The organism is Mycoplasma sp. 4404 (genome assembly GCF_034863325.1).
GTDB lineage: Bacteria > Bacillota_I > Bacilli_A > Mycoplasmatales > Metamycoplasmataceae > Mycoplasmopsis.
Genome location: NZ_JAYFFE010000001.1, coordinates 404,026 through 419,279, shown reverse-complemented (window position 1 = coordinate 419,279; position 15,254 = coordinate 404,026). Strand labels below are relative to the sequence as shown.

Here is a 15,254-nt window from a genome sequence, read left to right as displayed (position 1 = left end):
AGGTATTAATTATGATTAAAGCTAAAAGAAAAAAATTAATAATCAATATTGGTGCCGTTTCTGCGCTAGCTGTTGTAGGTGTTGTTGCAGCTAAAACAATTAGTGATAATGCTAAACCAAAAACAAAAGACTTAGGAGTTATTACTCAGTCACGTGGAATCGCTACAGTCATCAATGAAAATGATGTTTTGTATAGTGATAAAAATTCTTCAAACAAAGATAATAACTTAAAAATTAAAGTCAAAATCGAACCAGAAAAACCAGCTGTTGAAAATCCAAAACCAGTAGAACCAGAAACAACAAATCCTGTTACTGAACCAGAGCAACCTGTTAATCCAGAGCCAGATCCAGAACAACCAGTACCTGACCCTGAACCAGCAAACTCAGATCCAGTAGAACCTGAACCTATTGATCCTACTCCTGCACCTGATCCAGAACCAACTAATCCAGAACCTGTAACCCCAACACCTGCGCCTGATCCACAACCTGACCCAAATCCTGCTCCAAAGCCAGAGCAACCAAAGGAACCTGAACCAGAAGATCCTGATAAAGCAGATGATGGCGTTTATACAGAACAACCTAAAAATCCAGAACCAGAACCTGAGCAACCTACAGATCCTATTATTGAACAACCAATTATAGTGACTCCTCCAGAACCAGAACCGGAACCTGAACCTGAGCCAGATCCGTCTACAGAACCTTCAAATGCAATCGAAGGTTACGCTAACCCAGAAGCTGCAAAAGATTTAGATTTTGCAACAATGAAACCTAAACCTATTGACAAAGTTACAAAAGTCAAAGAGGAAATGAAAAGAGAAATTAGAGAAAATCTTTCTGTTATTAAAAGCATATTTGACAAAAATCCAAATGATTTAACAGAAGCTGATAAAGAGCTTTTAAACAAGAGTATCATTAAGATTGCTAATAACAATCCTCAAACTAATTATGGAGATAACGCAGATTTCTCATATCTTTTTAAATTACTTAAAGATCCTCAACAAGCATACGCATTTAAGATATCGCTTGAAACTATAAATAGAGAACTTGAAAGTTACCTTAACAAAGGTATGGTCCCAGGTTTCCATTGAGGTGACACAGGATTTGGTAGCTTTGCACATGTTAACTTAGAAGATAATGTTGTTCGTAATGAATACATAGCAAGACATAAAAATTCATATTTTGCTTACGAATCACAATATCACAGAAATTCAAAACAAATTAGAAACTTTGAATATGAAGGGTTCTCTAAACAAAATAAAACTTCTGAATATTCAAGATATGGAGCAGGTGCTGATAAAGGGATTGAAATTTATGAATACAAACCAGAAAGTGCTATTGCAAAAGAAAAAGTCAAAACAAACAAAGTTATGGCAATTCTTGATGCAGCTAACACAAAAGGTTACAATTCATTCTTAAGCTTTTTAGATAAAGTTAAAAAAGCTAACAAACAAATTGATGTACTTGTAATTAAAAATATGGGTCTTAAAGACAAACGTCAAGAATTTAGACACATTTTAAGACAACTTCCTGAATCAATTCAAAAATTAACTTTATTCTTTGAAGGTAAAGATACAACTTCACTTATTGCACTTAAAGATAAGAGAATCCAAGAATTAGATCTTTACAGTTCAAATGACTTATTAAGTAAAGATTGAGGAATTGACCCTATTGCATTACGTGGTGTAAAAAATATTACATTTGACTACACATTTGCAGCTATGCAAGATAACACGAATATGCCAGGTTCAATTGTATTTAACAGACTTAGATTTGATAAAGATGATACATTAGCAGAAATTAACGAAGGTCTTGATATTGCTTTCAAAGATAGATACAATGAAAGAATTTTCCAAGGAGAATTCGGAGATGGTTCTTGACCTACTTGACTTGATTTCTCATTAAACAAAAACATCAGAAGTCTTGAAGGAATGCGTTTCCACAATAGAGTATTCAAAAACTTAACTCTTTACAATAACACAAATACATTCACAGTTAATGCTGACACGTTAGCAGCTCAACAATGATCTGCAATGCTTATCAAAGGGCCTGAAAGACCTAAATTACATTTTGTTAGTCCTGTAGAAGTTAACACATTATACATTCAAGGTAATGCACGTGACTTAGACGATAACTGAGGTCCAGAATTATACGGATTAATTGAATCAGGTAAGAATGTATTTAGAACAATTTACGTAGATAACCAAACAATGGCTGACAGATTAAATCGCTCACAAGCATTTACTAAATTTGGTAAAACAGCAGTAGTTAAATCAGCTAACTTTGATCCAAGTGGAGGTGGCGATGCAGAAATCTCATTCAGTTAATAGTAAAACCAATTTATTACAGTTAAACTGAAGTAAAGAAAATGTTCTTAAATTAATTTCACTTGTACTTTCATTCTTGTTAATAAGCTCAATCGGAATTGTTTTCAATTACTTTATTAACAAAGGCGATCAAACAGGAATTGATTATTCGATTCTGTTTGATAGAAGTTTCAAAATAAACTCAAGTATTAACTTCTTTGTTTTATTCAACTTAACTTTATTATCATTGCTAATTATTATCGCTATGACTAAAAGTTATTTTGTCATAAACAAAAATAACTTGAAGTTTTCAAGTTACATCTACTGATATGTTGCATACATTACTTATGCACTTATTACATTTGGATTTTATACTTTTACTTTTATAACTACTACAAAAGATACTTCTTCAAAATGATTAATTTATAACTCATTTTTACTTATACCACTTTTAGTTATTGATTTAACTTTTGATGTATATACACAAGTTAAAAAATCAAGAAGTTTTTCAATTAACATCAAGAAATTAGTTTTAGATTGAAGCTATACTATAACCAAATACGTTTTACTCGGAATTGGATTAACAATGCTTGTTTTAATGGTTAATAACGTTCAAGTTTCAAAATCAAAAGATGGAAGCATTGAAACACAAAGAATTGTTGGTATTTTTGTGAACAACGTTTACATTAATAAACTAACTAGAATTTTCAGTGAAAATGCACTTTACAAAAACTTATCTATTTTTGGATTAGTTTTTGCACTTATCTTACTTCTAAGTTTAAAAGTTTACTCAAACATTTCTAACTTATCAAGTGTGGTTTATAGAAACAGCTTATTTGCATCACTTACAAAATTAATTCTTACATTCATCTTACCTGTAATGTTCTTTGCGATTTACACACTTGCAAAATATGCTTACAAACCAATCGATATTAGCGAAGATACAACCATAAAAGTTGCTTTATTTGCTGTGTTCATTGCGTTAGTTGTAATCTTAAATGGACTTGTAATTGCAAGTAGATTTACAAAATTCAAAAATCAATTATTAACAAACAAAACAGCATTTGTAATTTTAGAGTTAGTTTCATTATTTGTTTTATTAGTTGCAAACACTCAATTAAACTACTTTCACAGATTAATTATTAACTTGTTATTCTTTGTTTTATTTGTAATTAACTTTGGATTAGTTAAATACAATAAAGCTAATAAATTAAATAATTTAGAAAATGCAATGCTTTTAGCTATGTTAGTTTCTCTAACAATTTCATTAGTGTTTAGCATTTCCTTACACGCTACATTAAGTAATGATAACTGAGCATTATTAGTGCTTACAAAGAATTGAGATATAGTGACAATTTTTACACTAGTCACAATTATGCTTTATATTCTATTTGCACTTTCATCTATAGCATATACTGGATTTATCAAGATATTTGCTTTGTTTTATGAAAAAAGAAAACACTTTACAAAGAGAGGTAAATAATTTATGTTTAAGAAAAATAAAATGAAAAATAAAGAGCTTTTAGCATACTTAGAAAAAGCAAAAGTTTATCAATCAAAATTATTTGCTGACTTTGAAAGATTTAAAAGCAAACCGACTTATGTTTCAAATGAAAGTTTCTGAAATTCATTTTTAATTGAATACAACTTAACTGAAAAAGATTTAAAGCCTTTAACAGATAGTATTCAAAAATGAATTAGCAGAAAAAATAATCTTTTATTAGATAAATTTGTTATCACCTGAACTATTGATTCAAAATTTAGTTTATATGATCAAATTCCTAAAACTGAACAAAAACAAAATGTTTCTGTATCAGATACAATACTTAGAAGCTCTGTTTCACAATTGAACTCAGACTTTAATGGATACATAAATAAACTAATTGAAGAGAATTACATTATCGAATTTATACCGAGTGTTCTTTTATTAAAAGAAAACAATGTTTATAAATTATTTATAGGTCCTGGAATCATTAATGAACAGTAAAACCATTGAATCAAAATATAATTCTCTTAAAAAGATTTATAAAATCGTTGAATCAAAGAAAAATATTACTTTAGTTAACTTACTTAGACTATCTAAACAAATTGGTTACTGTTTAGATAGAGCTAACTATTCAAAATTCATAATTGAGCAAATTATTAATAAATATTCAATCAATGATTTTGCTCTTAATAAAAAAAGTGACTTGCTTACTTTAGGTGGATTAAAAACACTTTGAATTTACATTACAGAAGAAGAAAAATATAGTACTAACTCATATCAAAAACATGAAAAGTACTTGCTCCAAGCTATCAATAAATCTAACGATAGTATTATTGCTATCGGTCAAAAAGCAATTAAGTTTGCTAGTGACAACGGATTTAATATCTTATTTAGCTTCGAGAAAAATGAAGTTGATTACTTAAATGAACTACTTCCAAAAATCATTATTAACAACTTCAAAATTAATGATTATGCAAACTTAAACTTTGTAATTAACTCAACAAAGATTAAAGAAAAACATATTCAACTTCTTCCTGTAAATATGAATAATTTCACACTTAAACACCATCAAAACAGTCAATTATTGAACTCAAATATCAACACTCATAAAATCTCACAAGATTTAAATGAGTTTATCGATTCAGAAACTGAGTCTTACTTAAACTTTGCTATTTCTTCACTTTTAACTGAGTCAGCTTTGATTTATGAAAAATATAAGTTAGTTGCTCAAAATAGTACTCTTAATGATTTAGAAGAAAAAATTAAATTCCAAAAAAGACAATTCTTAAAAGTTAAAAGAGAAAAAGAAATTGAACAAATCTCAATGCTTAGCAAGAAAAAAGACTTATTACACGAAATCAGAAAGGGTAACTAATGATCGATTTAACTTTAGTATCAGCTAAAAATGTTAAAAGACATCTTAAGATTTCTGAATTAAAAATCAATCATCAGTTAAAAGATAGTTGACAAAAAGTTGAGAAAAATACAATCTCAAGTCACAAAAAAGTTTTATGCTCACTTAAAACAAATTCAAAAGAATACTTTTTAATATTTGATTCATTATTTGTCCAAAGTAATGAAAATCAAATTGTCCTTTTCTACAATAATTCATTTGATACTTTTGCCCAAGATGACAAAAATAAAACCCAATTACATTCATTAAATAAAAAATACAAAGAAATTAAAAAAGAACTGCTAAAAACAAAATTTGCTTTATATGCTTCTAATGACATTGATTTAATCAACAGATTAGAAAAACTAAAAAGAAAAGCATTCAAGCTTAAAGCTCAAATTTACTTTTCATTATTTGAAAACGAGGATTTATGAAAATAAGAAGATGACTTAAATTAGGAGCTATTTCTTCTTCATTAGTATTACCGCTTTTGGTTATTTCAGCAACTACAACTGAAAACGAAACAGCAAGCGATACAACTGAAACAGAAAAAGAACCTGTTGCCAATTTTCCTGAAACAAAAGAAATGCAAAAAAACATTTTCAGTGAAAAATTACCATTAGTTCTTGAAGAGTATATTAAAAAGCTTGAATTAGAAGTAGCAGATTATGAAAAGCAAAATTTAGCAGAACCAAATATTGAACATTTAAAAAGAATTACTTACTATAAAAAGTTTGTAAATTATTTAAAGGCTCAAAAAGATCAAATAGTTTCAAATCCAATTGAAAATGGATTTAACATCATTTTCCCTAATTTACTCACAAATGAAACTTACAAATTAGGAGATATTACTTACTTTAAAAATGATTTTGGACCAGTTATGATTGGTGAAGCTACACCAGATAACTATGAAAAAGTAAGTGCTATAGACACAGAAGGAAAAGTTGCCATTCCTGAAGACGCAAAAGTAATTAATAATCAACTTACTCAAAGTGCGATTTTAAACCAAATAAATAGCTATATTGAATCGCTATCTTCATCTTGAAGAGATATTCTTTTAGAAAAAGAAGACTTTCCAAAATATGCAAAAGATGAAGAAGTTTTCAAAGTCTTAGATGACAATGCAAAATTAGATTTAAATGTACCTAAAGGTTTTGAAACTTGGGATGCTTATTTCTTATCAGTTCTTAATAAGAGAACTATGAAATTCGACATTGAGAAAAACAAAGAATTCAATGAAGTTGAAGAACCAACTCTTCCAATCTTGCCTGAAGAAAAAATTGAAGAAGACCCAATTGTAGTTTCAGTTGCTGAAGAAAACGTTCCTAGACTTTCTCCAATACTTACAGGTGACTACATCAACACTTCAAATGCAGAATTAATTAGTTTAGTAAATTCACAAAATGCTAAATTCAATAATGAAGCAGTTTTCTTCTTTAATCCATTATTAAAATTACTTAAATACAACGTTACAGGCTTAAGAGAAGAAGGTGGTAAGTTAATTGCATCAATTACTTTAACAAATACATCAGATGAGAAACAAACATCTTATGAACGTGAAGTGACTAGATATTCAGATGCACAATATGCTCAATCAATGCAAGTTGTAAATAATGCAATCGAATCTTCGATGTTAGGTTACTATGATGCACTTGGAATTACCAAAGATTTAGTTTTTGAAAAACTTGGAAATAGAAGACTTCAAGAAATTGTCTTTGACCAAATCTTTGTTGCAGTAAAAATTATTAACAATCAACAATTCTCAAACATCATAAATGATGCAGTTGAATACTACAAGGATGTAACTTTTAAAAATGATAAAGGTGATTTAATCAACTTATCATTATCAGAAGACTCAAAAGATGCATTCACTAACTCTATTCACGCACAAACAATTAAAGGAAGAACCTACTTTAATTTATTGACAACTGCATATAAAGACTTATATAGCGAGTTTTCAAAACAAATTTCAGTACCTGAAATTAAATCAGTTATTGAAGCTAACTTAAATTCTTTTAATTTCACATTTAGCGATGTTAACGAAGCGCTATCAACTTTAAGAGACTTAATTTTAGACTTAGACAGAATTGAACAAGTAAGCACATTTAAAAATCAACAATTTCAAACTTTCAACGTAAAGTTAGAACAAGTTCAAAAACAATTCATTAATTTAGGTATCGTAACTCGAAATAAAGACATCACTAATGAAAGTGAAAACATCAGAGCACAATACCAAAAAGCTTACAATGAATTGATTCTTAAAGAAAATTTACAATCAACAAAAAACACAAACATTGTTTTAATTACAATCGGTACACTTATTACACTTTTATTAATTGGAACAATAATCATTAGCACTTTAAACAAAAAGAAAGCTAATTTAAAGTAAAGGAAGAACATGGAAAATAAATTATACATATCAGCCATTTATGACTATGTTGTTGAAATAAGTGGCCAAACAAATTACAAACAAAATGAAATTTACCATTTAAAAGATAACAAAGATGCTTTATTGATGGTGATTTCAGGAACAGAAGATCGTGCTTTTTGTTTAATTAAACAAAATCCTGAAGAATATAAAATTGGTACAGAAGTAATTAGAGCTAAAGTTGATACAAAAGTTAAAACTGCAAAAAACTACTTCGGAAAAATCGTTGACATTAACGGTGACATTTTATTCCCTGAAGTTACTAAAGAAAAATTTGAATTCTATGAGCAAACTTCAGAAATCTTTAATGTTAATAACAACTTAATGTCTTATATGCCTCTTGATGAGCAATTAAAAACAGGTTACTCAGTAATTGACTTGCTTATTCCTGTTGGAAAAGGACAAAGAGAACTTATTATTGGTGATAGAAAAACTGGTAAAACATTTATTGCTTTAAACACAATCATTAACCAAAAAGATAAAAATGTTAAATGTATTTATGTTGCAATTGGACAAAAACAAAGCGAAATTGCAAATGTTTACAATTTACTTAAAGAACATGGTGCTGATGAATACACAATCATCTTAACTGCAAGCAGTGATAAACCATATGAACAATATTTAGCTCCATATATTGCTATGGCTCACGCTGAGAATGTATCTTATGAAGATGATGTTTTAATTGTGTTTGATGACTTAACAAAACATGCAAACATTTTTAGAGAAATTGCTTTATTAATCAACAAACCAGTTGGTAAAGAAGCATTCCCTGGTGATATGTTCTATGCACACGCTAGATTACTTGAAAGAAGTGGTAAATTCCATAATAGAAAATCAATTACTGCTCTTCCAATTATTCAAACAGTTGATAACGACATTACATCTTTAATTGCATCAAACGTTATTTCAATTACAGATGGTCAAATTGTTACAAACTCAGAATTATTTGCACTTAACAAATATCCAGCTATCGATGTTAACTTATCAGTTTCACGTATTGGTGGTGGAGTTCAAAACAAATTAATGAACCAAAGCGCAAAAATTGTTGGTAAGTTATACAGATCATTCAAAAAACAAGCTAAACTACTTGCTGTTAAATACGACCTTAATGATGACATTAATTCACTTATGTTAGGAGGGATCCAAATTGAAAAAATGTTTAATCAAAAAGGTGTTTCATCATACGATGAAAAAGACATTTACTTAATTTCACGTATCATTCAATGAAACTTATTAAATAACTTATCTGATTCACAAATTAATCAAGCAATCAAATTCATTATTGAATACGAAAAATCTAATGCAACTTGCAAGAAAGTTGTTGAAGATTTAATTAACGATACAACTAAAGATCCTGAATTAGTTAAAAACTACTTTGCATTCTTACTTAACAAATATTCAAATAAATTCAATCTACAATGACAATTACCTACTGCTAAAGAATTCTTAACTACTGATGAAAAACTAATGGAACAAATTCACAACAAAATTAAAAATGAATTAAAAGGAAGTAAATAATGAGCGCTAAAATAACAAAATTATGAAGTGACGTAATTGAAATTCAATTCAAAAATGAAAAGTTACCAGCTATTAATTCGCTTCTTAAAAGTGATAATGGTTCATATTTATTAGTTAAAAGAATTCTTAATGAAAATACTTTATTAGCAGTTATCGTAGACTTAAAAGATAACTTGTCAATCAATGATAAGATTGAAAAATTAAACCATTCATTTATGGTTCCTGTTGGAAATGAAGCAAAAGGACACATTTACGATGTGCTTGGAAATAACTTAAGCTCACCTCAAACAAAAGTTACAAAAACAGTTGAAATGGATTCAACAATTGTAACAAATACAAACTACGAAAAAAGAGCACAGCTTTTAACAACAGGTATTAAAGCTATCGACTTTTTCGTTCCTATTTTAGATGGAGATAAAATCGGTATCTTTGGTGGAGCTGGAGTTGGTAAAACTGTTTTAATGAAGGAAATTATTTTCAACCTATCAAAACAAAAAACTAATACATCAGCTATCTTCATTGGTTCAGGAGAACGTTCAAGAGAAGCTATTGAGTTATACAATGATTTAACTGAATCTAACTTAATGCAAAACTCAACAATGTACATTTCAAGAATGAATGAAAACCCAGGTTCAAGAATGAGTATTGTACCAGTTGGAATTACTGCTGCTGAATACTTAAGAGACAACAATAAAGAAAACGTTTTATTATTCATTGACAACATTTTCCGTTTCTTACAAGCTGGAAATGAAGTTGCTGCATCTCTTGATAAAAAACCATCAATTGGAGGATATCAAGCAACTTTAAACACTGAAATTTCACAAGCTGAAGAAAGACTTTATACAAATGAAAATGGTTCAATTACATCATTTCAAACAGTCTTCTTACCAATGGATGATTTATCTGACCCATCAGCTGTCGCTGTATTTAACCACTTAAACTCTTCACTTGTGCTTTCACGTGAAATTAGTGCTAAAAACATTTTCCCTGCTTTTGATCCGTTGGTTTCTTCATCAAACAACGTAAATCCTGAAATTATTGGTTCAAAACACTATCAAGCTATTTTAGACACAAAATACATCTTACAAAGATATAAGGAAATTGAAGATGTTATGCTTATTTTAGGATTTGATGAGTTAGATGACGAATCAAAAACAATCGTTAAAAAAGCATTACAGTTACAAAACTTCTTCTCACAAAACTTCTTTATGACTGAACATTTCACATTAAGAAAAGGGGTTTTTGTACCTTTAGATCAAACTGTAGATTCAGTTGTTAGAATTATTAATGGTGAATTTATTGATGTAAATCCAGAAAAATTCGCTTACATTGGTTCAGTAAACGACCTTAAAAAATAATCAAATTTGCAAGCTACTTTTAGCTTGCTTTTTTGTTGATTTCAAGCTCAAAATTTATTTTATTTTTTTAATAATATAAAAGTGTTAATTTAGTATATTTAAAAATAATAAAAAGGACAAATTTATGACTAGTAAAACTTCAAAAAGAAATAAAAAGATTATTATACTTTTAGCATTCACAGGAGTACTTGGAGCAGTAACTGCACCTGCTGTGTATTTTGGTCTAAAATACACAAATAAAACTGAAGAAACTGTAAAAGTGATATTAAGAAACGCTTATACCAGGGATGAAGAACCTGAAACTCTTAAGAGTATTGCAAAAAAAATCAATGGTAAATGAGAAATCACTAATCCTGATCCGGAAAACTATGTTTTATTGAATAAATACGGGGGAGTGGTTGATAAGTTGATAAGAGATGAAGCTCCAATATCAAATGAATTTATTAAAATATGACCTAAAAATTATGATGTACAAGTTTCAATAGCAAGAAATGAATTCGACCATGACTGACAAGATATTAAAGATTTCGAAATTCAAGTTAATTATCAAGATGACGAAACAAGAATTAGTGAACTTATTAAACAAAAATTACCAAGTGACGTTAAAGTTTCATCAATTTCAGGTGTAACTCCTTGAACTTCAGAAATTCAAATTAAAATTGTTGAAAATAGAAAAACTATAACAATTTACTTTAATGATTCACATGGTGTTATTAAAAAAAGAGAGGAAAGAATTCCTGCTAAACAAAATTCAATTGTTATAAGTTCAGATTCAGTTCCTAATGATTATGTTCTAGTTGATTCAAACAAACAAATCTTGGATAGTGTTACAGTGAATGAAATTACAAATAATACTATTAACTTAACTGTGCTCCCTAAAAACTATGAAGTTAGAGTTCATATTGATCAAAATAACTCTCATAGAGATGATATTTCTGACTTTAATATTTTAGTTAACTATCAAGATGATGAAACCAGAGTCAAAGAATTAATAGAGCAACATCTTCCTGTAGATGTCAAAGTTAGTTCAATTAGTGATGTTAAACCTTGAGTTGAGACATTTAATGTTAATATCGTTGAAAACAGAAAAAATGTAACAATTAATTTTGTTGATGCTAATGGTTCTGTTATTGGTACAACAACACAAAGAATAAATATGGATGAGAATCAATTAACTGTCTACAGCAATATTGTTCCTGATTCTTATGTTTTAGTTAATTCGAATAAAGAAGCAATTGAAAGTGAAGTCGTAGACCAAATAGTAGATAATTCAGTTAATGTTTTGGTTCTTCCTAAAAACTATAATGCACAAGTTAAAATAGTCAAAAACGAGTCTCATAAACAAGATATTCAAGATTTTGAAATTCAAGTTAATTATCTAGATGATGAAACAAAAATTAGTGATTTTATTAAACAAAAATTACCAAGTGACGTTAAAGTTTCATCAATTTCAGGAGTAACTCCTTGAGCTTCAGAAATTCAAATTGAAATTGTCGAAAATAGAAAAACAATAACAATTAACTTTAAGGATTTAAACAACGATATTGTAGAAATTACAACTCAAAAAATTAATGTGAATGAAACTTCAATTACAGTTTCAAATTCATTAATTCCAGATGGTTATGTATTAACAAATTCAAATAAACAGGTTGTAGATAGCATAACAATAAATCAAATTGAAAATGATACTGTTGATGTTAAAGTTTTACCTCAAAACTATAGTGTGCAAGTTGTGATAGCTAATAATGAATCACACAGACAAGATATTAATAACTTTAACATTGATGTTAATTATCAAGACGATGAAAGAAAAATTAAAGACCTTATTACTCAACAATTACCTACAGATGTAAAAATTAAATCTGTTTCAGGAATTGAACCTTGAGCTACATCAATAAATCTTGATATTATTGAAAATAGAAAAACGATAACAATTAATTTCAAAGATTTAGAAAATAATTTAGTTTCATCAACTACTCAAAAAATTAATATGGATGAAAACTCAATTACTATTGAAAGTAATTTAGTTCCTAACTCATATGTCTTAATCAATTCTAATAAAGAGGTTATTCAATCAGTAACAATTGACCAAATTCAAAATAATGAAGTTGATGTAGTTATATCTCGACAAAGTTATATAGTTTTAATTAATATTGTTCAAAACAATACAAGTGATCAAATTGATAATTTTGATATTCAAGCTACTGCTCAAGATACAAAAGATAATTTAATTGAGTTAATCAGAAATAAATTAGATTCTAAATACTTATTTGAATTAAGTGGTGAGTGAAATAAATTTGATAAAGTCGCAAACATAATTGTTAATGCTGCTCAATCTGCTGAAAGTAAAGATGATTATGTTGCATACATAAGAGAAAATTTAAATTTATTAAATAAAGTAAAACAAAATGAAACATTATTTGGTTCAGATCAAATTACAAACTTTGATTTATCTACTTTAGATGATTATGAAAATAAATCATTAGATGAATTAAAAACTCTTAAAAATGAAGTAGAAAATATCCTTAATGTTGCTAATACAATTGCAACAGAAAAAGTTAATGATGCATTTGAGCAAATTGTTCAAATCTCTAACAATCCAGATAATTCTAAGTACTACTTAAAAGATTTCTTGGCTGATAAAGAAAACTTATCATACAAATTTGAGCATGACACAGATAAGGTTGAATTCTTTATTTCTAGATTAGATGAAATTAAACAAATTAAAGCTAATATTGATGAAAGAATTGATAAAGGTAATTTACTAAATTACTTAACAACAAACATGCAATATGCAACATATTTAGTATTGAATTGTCTAAATAATGCTGATGATGGATATGCAGATTATGTAATTGGTCCTAGAAAAATATTTGAAGGATCATTCAAATTGTTATCTATTGATAACACATCTAAATATCAAACTCTTTCAATCCGTGATTTAAAACCTTTATTTGATTCAGGTCTAATCACACTTCAATACAAAACTCGTTTAAGAGGACGCAATAATGATCCTTACATTAGATTAGATAAAAGTTCAATTGATTATGATAATGAAGTTGTTACATTTGAATATAATCACGATGACAATGAAGAGAGGCTTCTTAAATTAGAAATTTTAAATAACCAAGGAAACTATCCTTATTTAGCAACAACATTTGTTAAAGAAGATAAAAGCCCAATAGCAAACTATTGAGTTAAAACAGGTGTAGTTCCTGATTTAACACCTGCTGCTTCAACTATTGTTCCTAATTCACTTGATGATTATTGATTATTTCCTAGAAAATATGAAATCAAATATAAAGAAAGATTTTTACAAGATGGAACAAATAATGTGAATAAAAACTGATTAAATAATGTAATTAACAGCTATGCAAACGGTGCTTGAAATTACAAGATTTCTGACGGCACAGCATTCAATTATCAAAACGCTTTATGAGTTGCATTGCTTCAAGCATTTGTTAAAACAAATATAACAAGTGATAAGTTTAATATTGATAAAAATACATCAGTCTTCACAAAAACATTTACAGAAGACAACTCATTTACATTTGTTTTAAACGCAACTGCGTCTAAAAACTCTTCAACAAGAGATTTTGCAAACATTGGTGGAGCATTCTTTGAACAATTAATTGACTCATCAACTGCAAGACACATTGATTTTGTAACTGGAGACAAAATTAGACTTGAATTTGATTTAGATAATTCACGTTCTTGACATCCAAGTATTCCAGGAAATACATTACCATCAGTTATTTCAAATAACTTAGGAGACTTTTCAAAAACTGCAAAAGCTTACAATTTTAATGGTTACTTCCCAATTAATGCAAGTTACTATGGAGATTTAAGACTTAAACTTTATGTAAATGATAATCTCATTTGAAATGCTTCTACATTAGATGGAACGCAAAGTCATATCCTTCCAATCTTTGTATTAAATAAATGAGATATTCCAGAATCAGATAGAAAATACGTTTTAGTCTATACAGCTGGTTCGAAAGTAGCAATAGGATAATTAGGTATAGAAAATAACCAACTTCATTAAGAAGTTGTAATATTCCCCTTTTATGATTCAATCACAGGCTTTTGCTTGTGATTTTTTTACAAAAAAAGAAAAAACCATATCAAAGATATGGTCATTCTTTATTGTAGTAGAAACTTATAAGTGGTATATATCAGAATTATTCAGTCTGAATATTGCTCAAAATAATTCTAACATATTTTTAAGAGCAAGTCAAGTAAATTTTTTAATTTTTTTCTGAAAACATACAAAAAAGTATTGAAAAACCACACATTTTTTAACTTTTTCTGTTTTAAAGAATTTTACTCACTTAATTTGAGTATATCAAAATTTCAAACAAATCAACACTAAACTTATAAAGTTAAGTAATTAAATCACATACATACTTATTAAAGTAAATAGACTATTTAATTACTTACTCTAACTATATACTCTATATTAGTTATATATTACATATATATCTAATATATATACCCTTAAATATTTTAATATTTATATCTACAGGACATATGTGGGACTTGTGTTAAAAAAGCATTGAATGTTTCATACAAAATCACACATTTGGAGTGATGAAATCAACTAATTTCATTAAACTCATCAAAAATTGCTATTGATTTTAAACGCATTTTAAAGCACAGAAATCAGGAAGATGAAGAATACTACCCTGAAACAGTTTCTGTTAGTTTTAGGGGCATTTCTGGGTCAATTAGAGACTTTTTAAGACAGATTGAATCTGTATTTAAATGT

General features: G+C 28.0%; 9 protein-coding genes. All 9 read left to right on the top strand.

Features of this window, described 5'->3' with window-relative positions; genetic code table 4:
* Positions 1 to 11: 11 nt before the first annotated feature.
* Entirely contained in the window at positions 12 to 2,324 is a 2,313-nt protein-coding gene (locus VBN07_RS01530; protein ID WP_323177562.1) for a putative immunoglobulin-blocking virulence protein, read from the top strand.
* Positions 2,302 to 3,786 carry an MSC_0624 family F1-like ATPase-associated membrane protein gene (locus VBN07_RS01525; RefSeq protein WP_323177561.1) on the top strand — a complete coding sequence of 495 codons (1,485 nt, stop codon included), beginning with the start codon at positions 2,302 to 2,304 and terminating at the stop codon, positions 3,784 to 3,786. Before VBN07_RS01530 ends, VBN07_RS01525 begins: the two co-directional genes overlap by 23 nt.
* 21 nt (positions 3,787 to 3,807) lie before the next feature.
* Entirely contained in the window at positions 3,808 to 4,290 is a 483-nt protein-coding gene (locus VBN07_RS01520; protein WP_323177560.1) for an MSC_0623 family F1-like ATPase-associated protein, read from the top strand.
* Positions 4,280 to 5,164: an MSC_0622 family F1-like ATPase gamma subunit gene (locus tag VBN07_RS01515; protein ID WP_323177559.1), complete on the top strand. Its 885-nt coding sequence runs from the start codon at positions 4,280 to 4,282 to the stop codon at positions 5,162 to 5,164. The genes VBN07_RS01520 and VBN07_RS01515 overlap by 11 nt, the downstream gene beginning before the upstream one ends.
* The gene (locus VBN07_RS01510) at positions 5,164 to 5,622 is read left to right on the top strand and encodes an MSC_0621 family F1-like ATPase epsilon subunit (RefSeq protein WP_323177558.1); all 459 of its coding nucleotides are present in this window, start codon (positions 5,164 to 5,166) and stop codon (positions 5,620 to 5,622) included. Before VBN07_RS01515 ends, VBN07_RS01510 begins: the two co-directional genes overlap by 1 nt.
* Complete coding sequence (locus VBN07_RS01505; RefSeq protein WP_323177557.1) at positions 5,613 to 7,571, top strand: MSC_0620 family F1-like ATPase-associated subunit; 1,959 nt, start codon at positions 5,613 to 5,615, stop codon at positions 7,569 to 7,571. Before VBN07_RS01510 ends, VBN07_RS01505 begins: the two co-directional genes overlap by 10 nt.
* A 9-nt stretch (positions 7,572 to 7,580) precedes the next feature.
* Positions 7,581 to 9,128, top strand: a complete 1,548-nt coding sequence (locus tag VBN07_RS01500) for an MSC_0619 family F1-like ATPase alpha subunit (RefSeq protein WP_323177555.1) — start codon at positions 7,581 to 7,583, stop codon at positions 9,126 to 9,128.
* The gene (locus VBN07_RS01495; RefSeq protein WP_323177554.1) at positions 9,128 to 10,486 is read left to right on the top strand and encodes an MSC_0618 family F1-like ATPase beta subunit; all 1,359 of its coding nucleotides are present in this window, start codon (positions 9,128 to 9,130) and stop codon (positions 10,484 to 10,486) included. Before VBN07_RS01500 ends, VBN07_RS01495 begins: the two co-directional genes overlap by 1 nt.
* 124 nt (positions 10,487 to 10,610) lie before the next feature.
* Positions 10,611 to 14,501: a hypothetical protein gene (locus tag VBN07_RS01490; protein ID WP_323177553.1), complete on the top strand. Its 3,891-nt coding sequence runs from the start codon at positions 10,611 to 10,613 to the stop codon at positions 14,499 to 14,501.
* The last annotated feature ends 753 nt before the right edge of the window (positions 14,502 to 15,254 follow it).